We start from the raw sequence: 14,514 nt of genomic DNA, 5'->3' as shown, positions 1-14,514 counted from the left end.
ACCAGTAATCGGGCCAGAGTCTGGAAAACAGCGGAGATTCTATGATCGCCAGCATGCGGGAGGGTTTTACGTCTTTGACGTACCTTGCGGCAATGGTGGGTGCTAGGAGATGACTCCTGAAAGATTAAGAACGTGGAGTTGCAACTCCAATGAGCGGAGTCCTGATTTCCAGTCAGCCCATTCGTTTTCTTGTGTGTGATCCATGCCCCCGATGTCACCTTTTGCATGACCTGAAACCCGGGCAACTCTGCTCAGTGCGGCTCTATGATCCAGAGCAGCTAACTCAAGCTTCCAACGCTTTCGCCATCTCGCTGGTCGCTACCCAACCCAGCCCCTGATACAGCGGCTTGCCGGCCTCGGTCGCATGCAGCACCGCAAAGCCCAGCCCGCGCTGGCTGAACTCGGCCTCTGCCAGTTTCATCAGCGCCGAAGCCAGGCCGCGCCGCCGGTAGGCCGGTTCGACGTAGACGTTGAGCACATAGCCGCGTTGATCCTGGGTCGGATGGGAAGGGTGGGGCGGCCAGTCGATGCTCATCAGGCCGATGCTGGCCACGCTCTGCTCGGCGTCCATCAGGGCGAAGCCGTAGTAGCGGCCGTCCTCCAGGCGTTCACGCAACCAGGGGCGAAAGTGCTCGGTCATCACTTGCAAGGTGCAGAGATCCTTACCCGCATCGAGAAACATCGCCTGGCGATGGCGGCAGATCAGTTCAAGGTCCTGGGACGTCAGGCGTTGTGGACTCAGGCCTGGGATATCTAGGTCGGCTGCAATTTCGTTCATCGTCGGTTCCTCGGTGGACAGGGACGATGCTAGGGCAGATCCCCAGGCCGGGTCAGACACAGACCGCCGCAAAATTTTGCATACAGCGCCGTTGTTTCCCGCCCACAAAAAAGGGCCAGCCTCACGGCCAGCCCTCGGGTTCATCCGATTACTCTCAATCCCCCAGCGCTTCCCCTTCGCGCCGTGGATCGGCGCCGCCGGCCCAGGAGGCCTTGCCCTGGGCATCACGCACGCGAACGATGGCCTGGGTGCCGCTGGTCATGTCGATCTCGTTGACCTCATGCCCCTGAGCTTGCAGTGCCTGTTTCAGCGCCGGGCTGAACTGGCCTTTCTCCAGTTCGGTGGGGCCATTGCGGCTGCCGAAGTTGGGCAGGCCGACGGCGGTTTGCGGGTCGAGGTTCCAGTCGAGCATGCCCACCAGCGACTTGGCCACGTACTCGATGATCTGCGAGCCGCCGGGGGAGCCGACGCTGGCCAGCAGTTCACCGCTGGCGCGGTCGAAGACCAGGGTCGGCGCCATGGACGAGCGCGGGCGCTTGCCGGGTTCGACGCGGTTGGCCACCGGCTGGCCATTTTCCTCGGGGATGAAGGAGAAGTCGGTCATCTGGTTGTTGAGCATGAAGCCCTGGACCATCAGGTGCGAGCCGAACGCCGCCTCCACGGTGGTGGTCATCGATACGGCGCCGCCCAGGTCATCCACTGCCACCACTTGCGAGGTGGAGATGCGCATTGGCGAACGGTCCGGTGCGTAGGCCACCTGGATGCCCTGGGGCTTGCCCGGTTCGGCCTTGCCCATGCTGCGTTCGCCAATCAGCGCGGCGCGTTTGGCCAGGTAGTCCGGGGCGATCAGGCCGGCCACCGGCACTGGCACAAAATCGCTGTCGGCCACGTACAGGCCACGGTCGGCATAGGCCAGGCGCTCGGCTTCGGCGATCAGGTGTACCGCTTGTGGCGCTGGCTCCAGGCCGGCGGGCAGGTTGGTTTTCTGCGGTTTGAGGTTGGCCAGGGTGTAGCGCGGGTCGCGCTGTTCCAGGGCCTGCAGGGTGCCGAGAATCTGCGCCACCGCCACGCCGCCGGAAGAGGGCGGCGGCATGCCGCACACCTGCCAGCGCTTGTAGTCGCTGCACAGCGGTGCGCGTTCCTTGGCGCGGTAGCCTTGCAGGTCGTTGAGCGACAGGCTGCCGGGGTTGGCGTGGCCCTGGACCTTGGCGACGATTTCTGCGGCCACCGGGCCTTTGTACAGAGCGTCCGGACCTTCCTTGGCGATGCGCTTGAGCACCGCGGCCAGTGGCGGGTTCTTCAGCAGGGTGCCCACGGCTTTTGGCGTGCCGTCGGCATTCAGGAAGTACGCGGCCATGTCCGGCGAGCGCGCCAGGAACGGATCGGCGCTGATCATGGTGTGCAGCCGTGGCGAGATGGCGAAGCCTTGCTCGGCCAGGCGGATCGCCGGTTCGAACAATTGTGCCCAAGGCAGGCGGCCGTGTTTCTGGTGGGCCATTTCCAGGGCGCGCAGCACGCCTGGGGTGCCCACCGAGCGTCCACCGATCTGCGCCTGAGGGAAGGCCATGGGCTTGCCGTCCGCCTGCAGGAAGAGCTGCTCGGTGGCGCCGGCCGGCGCGGTTTCCCGACCGTCATAAGTGCGCACGGCCTTGCCGTCCCAGAGCACGATCATCGCGCCGCCGCCAATCCCCGAGGACTGTGGTTCCACCAGCGTCAGCACCGCTTGCATGGCAATCGCCGCGTCGATGGCCGAGCCACCTTTGCGCAGCATCTCGCGCCCGGCTTCGGCGGCCAGGGGGTTGGCGGCGGCCGCCATGTGTTTGTCGGCGTGCCGGGTCTGCATGTCGCTGCGGTAGCCCGAGGCGATCTCCGGGGCGGCGGGCAGGGCGCTGGAAGAGGGCGGGTTGTTGCAGGCGCTGAGGCTGAGGGCGGCGGCGAGCAGGCTGAGGCGGGCCAGCCGGTGGTGACGCGGATGGAAGATCGAGAACACGCGTTGAGCTCCGTTCACTGGGAAATGAGGTGTCGTCCGTGGGGGGAATGTACAGCAGTGGCGCTGGCAGTTGGACCCCGAACGCGGTTCAGGGGCGTGCTGGCCATGGAAGCGGCAAGGTGACATGAAACGGCGATCTCCCCTGTTCACGGGGTCGCAGCCACTGTCGCACTCGATCACCGCTTGATCTGAGTCAGGGTAACTGGGGACTGTTGGGCACATGGTGCAGCAAACCATAAGCCTGATGAGAGGACGCCATGCACCGTTGTAAGTGGTTACTTGTGTTCGGATTGCTGTTGGGGGGCGAGGTACGGGGGGAAACCCCCAGTGAACCGATCTTGCCGATACAGCCGGCGAAGATTACCGATGTGGACAAGGTGGAGCTGGGCAAGCAATTGTTCTTCGATCCACGGTTATCCAAGTCCGGTTTCATTTCCTGCAACTCCTGCCACAACCTGAGCATGGGCGGCAGCGACAACCTGCCCACCTCCATCGGCCACAACTGGCACCAGGGGCCGATCAACTCGCCCACCGTGCTCAACTCCGGATTGAGCTTCGCCCAGTACTGGGATGGCCGTGCGGCCACGCTCCAGGAACAGGCCAGCGGCCCGATCACCAACCCGGGGGAGATGGGCTTCACCCATGAGTTGGCGGTGGACGTGCTGCGTTCCATTCCCCAATACCGGGCCTCTTTCAAGCACGTGTATGGCAACGATGAGATCAAGTTCGAGGACGCCACCAACGCCATTGCCGCGTTCGAAGACACTCTGGTGACGCCCAATGCGCCGTTCGACCGCTGGCTCAAGGGCGACAAGGCGGCGATCAGCCCGACGGCGCTCAAGGGCTATCAACTGTTCAAGTCCATTGGCTGCGTGGCTTGCCACAACGGTGAGGCGGTGGGCGGCGGCTCGTTCCAGAAGATGGGCATGATCGAACCCTATGTCACCCAGAACCCGGCCCAGGGCGTGGCCGGGCTGACCGGAAAGGATGCCGACCGCATGCTGTTCAAGGTTCCGACCTTGCGCAACGTGGCGCTGACTTACCCCTACTTTCACGATGGCGCCTACTGGAAGCTGGAAGAGGCAGTGGACGTGATGGCCCGCCTGCAATTGGGGCGCAAACTGGGCGATGAGGAGATCCAGCAGATCGTGGCGTTCCTCGAGACCCTGACCGGTGATCAGCCGGACTTCAAGCTGCCGATCCTGCCGCCATCCTCGGCGCAGACACCGCGTCCGCAACCGTTCAACTGAGCGAAAAAAAACCGCGGCTTGCTGCGGTTTTTTTAGCCCGACGTTCTGGGTCAGCCCTGCTTGTCCCCGGTGGCGCAATTGAACCGGTCATCGATGGTGTGGCCAGGCGAGGGTTCTAAGTCGCCGGGGCTGCGGCAGCTTTCGGCGCGTTGCCAGCGCTGGGGACAAGAACCCATCGAATAGGGGGACTGGTCCCTGAATACAGGGGCTGGCGGTTTATGACGTCCCAGGGCGCGCGCAACACTGGCCATTGCGGGCCAGCGCTGCGCACAGTCTGCCAAGTCCTGTCAGGGCTTGTCCTGCCAGGCCGTTGACGCGGCCGCCGCCTTGAACTTGGCGCGGTTTTCCGGGGTGGCCGGCGGTTCGGAATCACCGAAGATCGCCTTCAGCCAATGGCCGTCGGTGGGGTTGGGGAAGAGGATGAACTTGCGCCCGAACTGTTCCTTGTCCTCGGTCATCAGGCTGTTGCGTTGCTTGACGTCGGCCACGTAGTACTTGCGTTTGAAGTCGTTGAGGTTGTCGCCCAGCATCAGTACCACGTTGTGCTCCTTGGCGATTTCCTGCTGCCGCGGTTCCTTGTTGGAGCTGTCGCGATACACCGTCAGGTGCTGCTCGTCGGCATAGGGCAGCTGGTTCTTGCGCAGGTTGGCCAGGGCGTATTCGTAGGTTTTTTCCCCTTGATCGCGGCTGGTGACGTAGAACACCTCGACGCCCTTGGATTGCGCGTACTTGAGGAATTCCACAGCGCCTGGGGTGGCTACCGGGCCATTGTCGGCGACCCACTTGTCCCAGGCCTCGTCATCGAAGAACTCTTTGCCCGAATTGATCATGTAGCCCCAGTAGCTGTTGCTGCTGAGCACCGTGTCGTCAACGTCGCTGATGATCGCCAGCGGCCGGTCGCCGGCCTTGTGTTCTTGCAGGGCGCGATCCAGTTGCAGGCGGGCGATGTTGAAGCCCTGATAGTACAGCGCCTCGAATTCGGCGGCGGTCTGTTTCCAGGCGACGGCGGCGGTCAGCAGGTTGGAGGGCGGGGTAGGGGCCTGTTCGGCGAAGGCTGGAGTACAGGTGATTGCCAGGAGCGAGAACAGCCAGGGGGCGACTGAAGTCCTGTGGTTTTTTATTGTCATTATCGAGCCCTTGAAGTGAGGATTGCGCAGCTCTCACAAACACTGCCCCGGTGTTCTATCTCACCCCGGGCGGGGGCTCAATGCAGGTGTCGCGTTTGTGGATCAATGCGGCGTAATCTCCGGCACTTTTCTGCAGGCATAAAAAAACGGCCTACCTTGCGGTAAGCCGTTTTTAGTACTTGGTGGCTACACAGGGACTTGAACCCCGGACCCCAGCATTATGAATGCTATGCTCTAACCAACTGAGCTATGTAGCCAAGTGGCGCGCATTATTCGCGCAGAACGACAATGCGTCAAGCGTTTTTATAAAAAAATTATCTACGCTATCAACCGTTTATCCCTTCCCCCCGAAAATCAGCGGCGACGGGCAGCGCTGGAACCAGCGGCTGGCCTGTTCGTAGGCGTATGCCAGTTGCAGGACGGCGAAGTCGGCCTGGTGCTTGCCGATGATCTGCAAGCCCATGGGCAGGCCGCTGGCATTGAAGCCGGCCTGGACGCTGGCCACTGGGCAGCCGGACAAGGTGCCGGGAATCACCACCTCCATCCAGCGGTGGTAGGTGTCCATGGTCACGCCTTCGATGCTGCGCGGCCAGGGGCTGTTCTTGTCGAAAGGGAAGACCTGGGCGCTGGGCAGCAGCAGGTAATCGAAGCGTTCGAACAGCCGGGAGATGGCGCGGTACCAGTCGCTACGAATCACCGAGGCTTCGAATACCTGACTGGCGGAGAGCTTGAGTCCGTTCTCCACTTCCCATATGGCCTCGTCCTTGAGCTGTGTGCGCTTCTGTGGATCGGCATAGGTGCTGCCCAGGGACCCGGCGACCATCCAGTGGCGCAGGGTGCGCCAGCTGCTCCACAGGCGCTCGGGGGCGAAGTCGGGGCTGGCCGGTTCAACGCTGCAGCCCATGCTGCGGAAATCGCCCAAGGCCTTTTCGCAGAGCTCCATTACTCCTTTTTCCATCGGCAGGTAACCGTTGAAGTCCCCCAGCCAACCCAGGCGCGTGCCTTTGAAGTCGCGCTCCAGTGGGGCAGCGAAGCCCTGGCCGGATTCGGCGATGGACAGCGGCGCCCGGGCATCGCCGCCGGCCTGTACCGACAGCAGCAGGGCCGCGTCGCGCACGCTGCGGGCCATGGGCCCTTCGTAGCCGAGCTGGTCGATGAACAGATCGCTGCTGTCGTCGAAGGGCACCCGGCCCTGGGACGGTCGGAAGCCGAAGATGTTGTTGAAGGCCGCCGGGTTGCGCAGCGAGCCCATCATGTCGCTGCCGTCGGCCACCGGCACCAGGTGCAAGGCCAGGGCCGCGGCGGCGCCACCACTGCTGCCGCCGGCGGTCTTGCTCGGGTCATAGGCACAGCCGGTGGCGCCGAACAGCGGGTTGTAAGTCTGGGAGCCGAGGCCGAACTCCGGGGTGTTGCTCTTGCCGATCAGGATCGCACCGGCGGCCTTGATTCGTTCCACCATGATGCCGTCGCGCTCGGGGATGAAATCCCGGTACAGCGGCGAACCCAGGGTGGTGCGGATGCCTTGAGTCAGGGACAGATCCTTGATCGCGTGGGGCAGGCCGTGCATCCAGCCGCGATATTCGCCACGGGCCAGTTCAGCATCGCGCTGCTCGGCCTGGGCCAGCAGGCTGTCGGCCGGTTGCAGGCTGACCAGGGCATTGACCTTGGGGTTGTAGCTTTCGATGTGGGCAAGGTAGGTCTGCATCACTTCCCGGCAGGAAACCTGACGCAGGCGGATACGCTCGGCGAGTTCATGGGCCTGGAGCAGGACCAGTTCGCTGGGGGGGGTGGCGATCATGGCAGGAGGGCCTTTCAAACGGCTTGAGAAACGCCCCGGCATCCAGGCCGGGGCGACAGAAGTCGACGCAGCTCAGCGCATCAGGTTGGTCCACAGACGGTCGGCGAGGCGGATCGCGCCTTCGCCGCAGGTCTGGCTGAAGACCACCTTGGTGCCCTCGGGAATGTGCAGCTCGGGGGCATCCTTCAACCCGGCGTCGAGGAAGGGTTCGACGCCCTTGATCGGGCTCTGGTGCTTGAGAAAGTTCTGGGTCATGGCGGCGTTCTCAGGTTGGCTGAGGAAGGCGATGAAGGCCTTGGCGTTCGCCGGATTCTTGCTGCCCTTGGGGATGACCATGTTGTCCACCCAGGCCAGCACACCTTCTTTCGGATAGAGGTACTTCAGGCCGGGCTTCATCTCCCGGGCACGCATCGACGAGCCGCCCCAGAACATCGACATGTCGATTTCCCCGGCCGCCAGGTTCTCGCGGATCGCCCCGGCCTTGGAGCTGTAGGTCTTGACGAAGGGCTTCTGCGCCTTGAGCAGGCCAAGGATCTGCTGCATCTGCTTGGGGTCCTCGCTGCACAGCGGGATGTTCAGGTACAGGCTGGCCATGTCGATCACTTCGCTCACCGAGTCGAACATGTTGATCCGTCCTTGCAGCTCTGCCGGCGGCTCGTAGAGCACCTTGTAGCTGTCGCTCGGGCCTGTGTAGCGTTCGCCGTTGAGCACCACGCTGGTGGTACCCCAGATGAAGGGCACCGAGTAGGCGCCTTCCGGGTCCCAGGTGGGCTGCTTCAGGTTGTCGACCACGCTGGCGTAATAGGACTGCTTGGCCGGGTCGAAGCGTTCCAGCAACTGCTCCTTGATCAGGATCGGGATGAACTGGTGGGACGGGATCGCCACGTCATAGCCGGTGCCGCCCTGTTTAAGCTTGGCCAGCAGGGTTTCGTTGGAATCGTAGGAGTCCACCGTGACCTCGATACCGGTCTGCTTCTGGAACTTGGCGAGAATTTCCGGCGAAAAGTAGCCGCTCCAGCTCACGACGTTGAGTTTCTCGGCGGCCTGCACGGCCAGTGGCAGGCTCAGCAACAACGAGGTACCCAGGCTTGCGATCAACTTGCTCATGTCATTTCCCCAAGGTCAGTGGAAGGTTCAAGCGTGTTTCTTGCTCAGCAGATAAGAGAGGCTGACGAACAGCACCGAGACGCCGAGGATCAGCGTCGACACGGCGTTGACGTCGGGTGTCACGCCCATGCGCAACAGGCCGAAGATGAAGATCGGCAGGGTGGTGGTGCCAGCCTGGGACACCATCATCGAGATCACGAAGTTATCCAGGGAGACGATGAAGGCCAGCATCAGCCCGGAGACGATCCCCGGCATCAGCAGCGGCAGGGTCACCTTGCGGAAGGTGCGCCAGGGGCCGGCGTACAGGTCCGCCGCCGCATGCTCCAGGGACAGGTCCATGTCGTTGAGGCGGGCGCGGATCGGCAAATAGGCGAAGGGGATGCAGAACACCGTGTGGGCGATGATCAGGTTGCCGTAGCCCAGGGACAGCCCCAGCGTGGAGAACAGCGCCAGGGTGGCCACACCGACGACGATTTCCGGCAGCACCAGGGGCAGCATGATGGCGCCCATGGACAGTTGCAGGCCCTTGAACTTCGCCCCGCGTGAGGTGCCCAGAGCCGCCAGGGTGGCGATGGCGGTGGCCGCCATGCTGGCGCACACGGCGATCAGCAGGCTGTTGCCCGCCGCCTGGCGCAGGGCCTGGTTGGCGAACGCCGCGCGGTACCAGTCGAGGCTGAAGCCGCTCCACACCGTGGCCGACTGGTTGGCGTTGAAGGAGAACACCACCAGCACCAGGATCGGCGCGTAGAGGTACAGGTAGAACAGGAAGCTGAAACCGCCGAAGCCGGGAAAGTCCTGGACGCCGAGGCCGTTGCGTTTGAACAGGCTGATCATCATGCACCTTCCTGAAGGGTTTTCTGGCGCTGGGCGCGCAGGGCGTAGACGGTCAGCACCAGCATCACCGCGGCCATCAGCACCAGGGACAGGGCCGCGCCGAAGGGCCAGTTACGGGCGTCGCTGAACTGGCGGAAGATCAGGTTGCCGAGCATCATCCGAGTGCCGCCGCCCAGCAGTTCCGGAGCGATCATCGCCCCCAGGCAGGGCACGAAGGTCAGGATCGCGCCGGCGAAAATCCCCGGTTTGGCGATTGGCAGCACCACTTTGCGCAAGGTGCGCCAGCGTCCGGCGTAGAGGTCCTGGGCCGCTTCCAGCAGGCGGATGTCCATTTTCTCCAGGGTGGCGTAGATCGGCAGTACCACGAAGGGCGCGTAGGTGTAGACCAGACCCAGCAGCACCGCGCCGTCGGTGTACAGCAGTTGCAACGGCTCGTGGATGACCCCCAGGCCCATCAGGCTGTTGTTGATCACCCCGGTGTTGCGCAGCAGCAGGATCCAGGCGTAGGTGCGGATCAGCAGGTTGGCCCAGAACGGCACGGTAATCAGGAAGATCAGTAGGCCCCGACGCTGCACCGGTTGCATGGCCAGCCACACCGCCACCGGAAATCCGATCAGCAGGGTGATGATGGTGGTCAGCCCGGCAATGCCGATGGAGCGCAGGGCGATCAGCAGGTAGGAGTCGGCGAAGGCCAGGCTGTCATCCAGCTGCCGTTCGAACAGCAGTGAGGTGTAGGCGTCGCTGCTGAAAACCTTGTTCACCCCGCCGTAGGGGTTGGCTTCCATCAGTGAGTAACCGATGACGATCAGGATCGGCACGATCAGAAACAGGCCGATGGCAATCAGCGCCGGGCTGACCCCGAGCACACTGCGCAAGGCTTTGCGCCGTTCCAGATGGAGGGAAATCGATGAGGCGTGCATGGCGGATCCTCGTGGTCAATCCAGCAGGACGCTGGCGCTGCCGCGTTCGAACACCAGCCCGGCACTGCTGCCCACGGCCAGGCGCTGGTTGTGCTCAACGCTGTTGGGCGTGCGCACCGTAAGGCGTGTGCCGTCGCCGAGACTGACTTGGTACTGCAGGTCGGTGCCCAGGTAGATCTGGGTTTCGATCCGGCAGGGCAAGGCGCCGTCAGTGGCAGCGCTGCACAAGTGCAGGCGCTCGGGGCGTACCGACAGCGTCACTTGCTGGCCCACTTGCACCTCTTTGCAGGGCTGCGCCGGCAAGGCTTGTCCGGCGGGGCCGCTGAACCAGGCCAGGCCTGCTTCGATGCGGCTGACGGTGGCCTGGATAAAGTTGGTCTCACCGATAAAGTCGGCGACGAAGCGATTGCGCGGCTGCTCGTAGATCTCTTCCGGGCGGCCGACTTGCTGCACTTCGCCTTCGGAGAGCACGGCGATACGGTCGGAGAGGGTCAGGGCTTCTTCCTGGTCGTGGGTGACGAAGATGAAGGTGATGCCGGTCTTGGCCTGGATCGCCTTGAGTTCTTCGCGCATGGCCTGACGCAGCTTGAGGTCCAGGGCCGACAGCGGTTCGTCCAGCAACAGCACTTTGGGATGGGGCGCCAGGGCCCGGGCCAGGGCGATGCGTTGTTGCTGGCCGCCGGACAACTGGTTGGGCTTGCGCCCGGCGAAGCGTTCCATCTGTACCAGGGCCAGCATCTCGCGCACCCGCTCGGCGATCTGCGCCTTGCTCAGTACCTGGCCCATGGGCCGGGATTCCAGGCCAAAGGCCAGGTTCTCGGCCAGGGTCATGTGGGGGAACAGGGCGTAGTGCTGGAACACGGTGTTCACCGGACGCTCGAAGGGCGGACGGTCGGCGATGTTCTCGCCATAAAGGAGGATCTCGCCCTGGGTCGGGAATTCGAACCCGGCGATCATCCGTAAGAGGGTGGTCTTGCCGCAGCCGGAGGGCCCCAGGAGGGTGAAGAATTCGTTGTCGCGGATATTCAGGTCGATGTTCTTCAGGGCCACCGGGCCGCTGTGTGGATCGCCGTAAACCTTGCGCACCGAGCGGATGGACACCGCCAGTGTTTGCAGCGAATGCAGAGCATTCATGCCTTACCTCCGATTCCCCCATGAGCTGCCGTGCAGGCCATGGATATTGTTTTTCTTGGGCAGGATCGAGATGTGTTCGGGTGTCTGAGGAGCCTGTTTTTCCAGGCTTCTCAGGGAGTTTTTATTGTTCTGCTGGGGCTGATTATCAGTGAGGGGTTGCAGGGGCGAAACATCAATTTTAACATACCGGCTGTTAAAAAATTTAATAGCAGAGAGCGTGCAGAACCATGGCCGAACAGCGTTTGCCGCCATTGAATGCGGTGCGGGCTTTTGATGCCGCGGCGCGTCTGGGCAGCTATGTCGAAGCGTCCAGGGCGCTGCACGTGACCCAGCCCGCCATTGGCCGTCATGTGAAGTTGCTGGAGGACTGGCTTGGCGTGCAGTTGTTCGAGCGCACCTCCCGTGGGGTGACCCTGACGCCGGCAGGGGAGAAGTACCACCGCAAGATCGCCGCCGCCTTGCAACTGATCATCGAGGCCGGACGCGAGGCGCAGCCCAAGGCCGCCGAGCGCTGGTTGCGGATCATGGTGGTGCCGGGGTTCGCCAAGCGCTGGCTGACTCCGCGCCTGGAGGCGCTGCGGCATGTGCGTCCGGGTTTGAAGTTCGCCATCGAGCCGAACTCCACCTTCACCGAAGTCGACGCCAAGAGCGCCGACTTGGGCATCGCCTATGGTCTGGACGGGCAATATGCCGAGTCCCGGGTCGGTCTGATCTGCCCTCGGGTGTTTCCGATCTGCACCCCGGCTTACCTGGCCGGAATCGAGCCGATCAAGGGCCCGGCGGATCTGGCCCGTCACGAGCTGATCCATTTTGATGACGGTGAGTGGTGGAACCTGTGGTTTGCCGCCAATGGCCTGGATATCCACCTCACGTCCGACCTGATCTATGTGAACAACGATCATGCCCTGTCGGTGGCTGAAAGCGGTGGCGGCATTGCCCTGGCCAATGAAGTGCTGGTGCGCGAGGAACTCAAGGCCGGCACGCTGGTACGGGTGCTGGAGGATCAGGTGAAGCTGGAAAGCTACCGAGTGCTGACCCCGGCCACTGAGTGGTCGGAGGACGTCGAGTGGTTCATCCAATGGCTCAAGGCCGAGCTTGAAGCGGATTTCCCCGAGGCGCGGATAGTGGGTCGTTAGCAAGCTAATGGGATGGCGCGGGCGCACTAAAAAATGGCACATTGACGCACCTGCCCCTGTGCACCCACCCGTTGTACGGAAAATTCTATGGCTAGCAGCAACTCCCCGAGCGTCGCAGCGACAGCATCTCCCGCTTCGCAAAGCAGCCCACTGGTCCTGCGCATCATTGGCGCGGTGGCCCTGGCGCACTTGATCAACGACCTGATCCAGGCGGTGTTGCCGGCGATCTACCCGATGCTCAAGGACAACTACGGCCTGACCTTCACCCAGGTCGGCCTGATTACCCTGACGTTCCAGCTTACCGCCTCCCTGCTGCAGCCCTGGGTGGGTTTTTACACCGATCGGCGGCCCCTGCCGTTCCTGCTGCCGGCGGGAATGATCTGCACCCTGATCGGCATCATGATGATGTCTCAGGTCGGCAGCTTTCCCTTGATCCTGCTGGCGGCTGCATTGATCGGCATTGGCTCCTCGACCTTCCATCCGGAGGCTTCGCGGGTCGCGCGGCTGGCCTCGGGCGGGCGCTATGGCCTGGCCCAGTCGAGCTTTCAGGTCGGCGGCAATGCCGGCACCGCCTTCGGCCCCTTGCTGGCCGCGGCCATCATCATTCCCTACGGCCAGGGCAATGTGGCCTGGTTCGGCCTGTTTGCGCTGTTTGCCCTGGTGGTGCTCTACGCCATCAGCCGTTGGTACGCCAACCATCTGCGCCTGTACAAACTCAAGCAGGGCCAGGCGGCGACCCATGGCCTGTCGAGGAACCGGGTGATTAGCGCCCTGGTGGTCCTTGGGCTGCTGGTGTTCTCCAAGTATTTCTACATGGCCAGCTTCACCAGCTACTTCACCTTCTACCTGATCGAGAAATTCGACCTGTCGGTGGCCAGCTCGCAATTGCATCTGTTCCTGTTCTTGGGAGCTGTGGCGGCGGGGACTTTCTTCGGCGGGCCGATTGGCGACAAGATCGGGCGCAAGGCAGTGATCTGGTTCTCGATCCTCGGGGTGGCGCCGTTCACCCTGTTGCTGCCCCATGTCGACTTGTTCTGGACCAGTGTCCTCAGCGTGGTGATCGGCTTTATCCTGGCCTCGGCGTTCTCCGCTATCGTGGTCTACGCCCAGGAACTGGTGCCGGGCAATGTCGGCATGATCGCCGGGGTATTCTTCGGCCTGATGTTCGGTTTTGGCGGGATCGGCGCGGCGCTGCTGGGGCACCTGGCGGACATCCATGGTATCGAATACGTGTACTACCTGTGCTCGTTCCTGCCGTTGTTCGGGGTGCTGGCAATTTTCCTGCCGCGCACCAGGAAAGCCTGAAAGCCGCCTGTGTGAGTGGTTGATGCAAAAACGCCCGAGGCTTTGGCCTCGGGCGTTTTGCATTTCGGAGTGCTTTAGCCGTCCTGTGAGCCGGCGCCCTGGCGGAAAGCGTTGGGCGATTGGCCGCTGAGGCGCTTGAAGAAGCGGGAGAAGTAGGTGGGGTCGCTGAAGCCGAGGTTGTCCGAGAGCTGGCTGATGCTGATGTTGGTGTAGATCAAACTGCGCTTGGCCTCCAGCATCAGGCGTTGGTGGAGGATCTGCAGTGCGGTCTGTCCGGCCAGTTCCCGGCACAAGGTATTAAGGTGCACGCTGGACAGGCCGATGCGGTGGGCCAGGGATTCCACGGTGGGGTGCTCCTGGTAGTGCTGCTCCACCAGCTTGATGAAGTGCCCCAGCAGCTGTTGATTGCGCTCGCTGCGATTGCTCGGCGCTACGTTCTGCTGGCGGCGACGACTGATCCACACCAGCAGTACGTTGACCAGCGAATGCAGCAACAGGTCCCGTGCCGAGGCGCTGCCTTCGTATTCCTCCAGCAGGGTCTTGAACAAGCTGTTGAGGCTGCGCCGGTCACGGCCCACCGGATAGCAGCCGGCAGCGGCCAGCACCGCCAGTGGTGCGCCCAGCTGGCTTTCCAACTGAGCCACCAGCGGGGCTCCGAGGGTCAGTACGTAGCCCTCGATATTTTCGGAAAACTGAAAACCGTGGACCATCAACGGCGGAACCACCTGGATCGCCGCCTCGCGCACTTCCTCGCGCTGTCCTTCGACGTCCACCAGGGCCTGGCCGCCTTGCACGTAGAGCAGTTGATAGAGGTCGGCGTGGCGGTGCGGCTTGATTTCCCAATGGTGCAGGCTACTGCGCTTGGGGATGGATTCGCAGTGCAGCAGGTCCGGGGTCGGCCAAGCCTGGTTTTCACCATAGAGCTTGAACACCGGGATGCTGGAGCGGTTGGCTTTCATTGGGCGCGACCCTGCGGATGTGCGACGTAGGAATGCTCGATAATCGAACGCTGTTATCAAAAGTGCATTTTTACGCCGGTAAATCACCTTTTTTTACGGTTTTTGTCGGCAAAAATGCAGGGGTACAACAATAACCATAAATTCCGGATTTCGCCTGCGCGGTGACTGGAATGCCC

At 62.8% G+C, this 14,514-nt stretch carries 12 protein-coding genes and 1 tRNA gene; 3 read left to right on the top strand and 10 right to left on the bottom strand.

All coding sequences use genetic code 11. The annotated features are described in order from the left end of the window. Nucleotides 1-283 precede the first annotated feature (283 nt). Nucleotides 284-778, bottom strand: a complete 495-nt coding sequence (locus tag ACSSVC_RS30395) for a GNAT family N-acetyltransferase (protein WP_492611815.1) — start codon at nt 776-778, stop codon at nt 284-286. A gap of 154 nt (nt 779-932) precedes the next feature. Next, nucleotides 933-2,768: a gamma-glutamyltransferase gene (gene ggt / locus ACSSVC_RS30390; protein ID WP_446439114.1), complete on the bottom strand. Its 1,836-nt coding sequence runs from the start codon at nt 2,766-2,768 to the stop codon at nt 933-935. A gap of 257 nt (nt 2,769-3,025) precedes the next feature. Between ggt and ACSSVC_RS30385 the strand changes: the two genes are divergently transcribed. Further along, nucleotides 3,026-4,018: a cytochrome-c peroxidase gene (locus ACSSVC_RS30385; protein WP_346633795.1), complete on the top strand. Its 993-nt coding sequence runs from the start codon at nt 3,026-3,028 to the stop codon at nt 4,016-4,018. A gap of 287 nt (nt 4,019-4,305) precedes the next feature. Here ACSSVC_RS30385 and ACSSVC_RS30380 read toward each other — a convergent pair whose 3' ends face one another. From ACSSVC_RS30380 to ACSSVC_RS30350, 7 genes are all read right to left on the bottom strand, one after another. After that, complete coding sequence (locus ACSSVC_RS30380; protein WP_404937652.1) at nt 4,306-5,145, bottom strand: 5'-nucleotidase, lipoprotein e(P4) family; 840 nt, start codon at nt 5,143-5,145, stop codon at nt 4,306-4,308. A gap of 180 nt (nt 5,146-5,325) precedes the next feature. Further along, a tRNA-Met gene (locus tag ACSSVC_RS30375) sits at nt 5,326-5,402 on the bottom strand. A gap of 77 nt (nt 5,403-5,479) precedes the next feature. Continuing rightward, complete coding sequence (locus tag ACSSVC_RS30370) at nt 5,480-6,943, bottom strand: amidase (protein ID WP_492611814.1); 1,464 nt, start codon at nt 6,941-6,943, stop codon at nt 5,480-5,482. 72 nt (nt 6,944-7,015) lie between these two features. Beyond that, nucleotides 7,016-8,050, bottom strand: a complete 1,035-nt coding sequence (locus ACSSVC_RS30365) for an ABC transporter substrate-binding protein (protein ID WP_346633800.1) — start codon at nt 8,048-8,050, stop codon at nt 7,016-7,018. A 27-nt stretch (nt 8,051-8,077) separates the two neighbouring features. Then, on the bottom strand, nt 8,078-8,884 hold the full coding sequence (locus ACSSVC_RS30360; RefSeq protein ID WP_025131815.1) for an ABC transporter permease: 807 nt from the start codon (nt 8,882-8,884) through the stop codon (nt 8,078-8,080). After that, nucleotides 8,884-9,804 carry an ABC transporter permease gene (locus ACSSVC_RS30355; protein WP_404937650.1) on the bottom strand — a complete coding sequence of 307 codons (921 nt, stop codon included), beginning with the start codon at nt 9,802-9,804 and terminating at the stop codon, nt 8,884-8,886. Before ACSSVC_RS30355 ends, ACSSVC_RS30360 begins: the two co-directional genes overlap by 1 nt. A 15-nt stretch (nt 9,805-9,819) precedes the next feature. Continuing rightward, entirely contained in the window at nt 9,820-10,938 is a 1,119-nt protein-coding gene (locus tag ACSSVC_RS30350; RefSeq protein ID WP_346633802.1) for an ABC transporter ATP-binding protein, read from the bottom strand. A gap of 227 nt (nt 10,939-11,165) precedes the next feature. Between ACSSVC_RS30350 and ACSSVC_RS30345 the strand changes: the two genes are divergently transcribed. Further along, complete coding sequence (locus ACSSVC_RS30345) at nt 11,166-12,074, top strand: LysR substrate-binding domain-containing protein (RefSeq protein WP_346633803.1); 909 nt, start codon at nt 11,166-11,168, stop codon at nt 12,072-12,074. A gap of 87 nt (nt 12,075-12,161) precedes the next feature. Continuing rightward, nucleotides 12,162-13,379, top strand: a complete 1,218-nt coding sequence (locus tag ACSSVC_RS30340; protein ID WP_346633804.1) for an MFS transporter — start codon at nt 12,162-12,164, stop codon at nt 13,377-13,379. 74 nt (nt 13,380-13,453) lie between these two features. Here ACSSVC_RS30340 and ACSSVC_RS30335 read toward each other — a convergent pair whose 3' ends face one another. Continuing rightward, the gene (locus ACSSVC_RS30335) at nt 13,454-14,338 is read right to left on the bottom strand and encodes a helix-turn-helix domain-containing protein (protein ID WP_404937648.1); all 885 of its coding nucleotides are present in this window, start codon (nt 14,336-14,338) and stop codon (nt 13,454-13,456) included. Nucleotides 14,339-14,514 lie beyond the last annotated feature (176 nt).

Source organism: Pseudomonas sp. E1BtOHC1 (assembly GCF_058744285.1).
Note: the sequence above shows the minus strand (reverse complement) of the source record. Positions and strands in the feature narration are given on the sequence as shown.

Bases quoted from the DNA above. Each gene is read 5' to 3' on its own strand.
- ACSSVC_RS30345 (WP_346633803.1), top strand. From the start codon at position 11,166: ATGGCCGAACAGCGTTTGCCGCCATTGAATGCGGTGCGGGCTTTTGAT.
- ACSSVC_RS30335 (WP_404937648.1), bottom strand. From the start codon at position 14,338: ATGAAAGCCAACCGCTCCAGCATCCCGGTGTTCAAGCTCTATGGTGAA.
- ACSSVC_RS30360 (WP_025131815.1), bottom strand. From the start codon at position 8,884: ATGATCAGCCTGTTCAAACGCAACGGCCTCGGCGTCCAGGACTTTCCC.
- ACSSVC_RS30385 (WP_346633795.1), top strand. From the start codon at position 3,026: ATGCACCGTTGTAAGTGGTTACTTGTGTTCGGATTGCTGTTGGGGGGC.
- ACSSVC_RS30370 (WP_492611814.1), bottom strand. From the start codon at position 6,943: ATGATCGCCACCCCCCCCAGCGAACTGGTCCTGCTCCAGGCCCATGAA.
- ACSSVC_RS30395 (WP_492611815.1), bottom strand. From the start codon at position 778: ATGAACGAAATTGCAGCCGACCTAGATATCCCAGGCCTGAGTCCACAA.
- ACSSVC_RS30340 (WP_346633804.1), top strand. From the start codon at position 12,162: ATGGCTAGCAGCAACTCCCCGAGCGTCGCAGCGACAGCATCTCCCGCT.
- ACSSVC_RS30355 (WP_404937650.1), bottom strand. From the start codon at position 9,804: ATGCACGCCTCATCGATTTCCCTCCATCTGGAACGGCGCAAAGCCTTG.
- ACSSVC_RS30365 (WP_346633800.1), bottom strand. From the start codon at position 8,050: ATGAGCAAGTTGATCGCAAGCCTGGGTACCTCGTTGTTGCTGAGCCTG.
- ACSSVC_RS30350 (WP_346633802.1), bottom strand. From the start codon at position 10,938: ATGAATGCTCTGCATTCGCTGCAAACACTGGCGGTGTCCATCCGCTCG.
- ACSSVC_RS30380 (WP_404937652.1), bottom strand. From the start codon at position 5,145: ATGACAATAAAAAACCACAGGACTTCAGTCGCCCCCTGGCTGTTCTCG.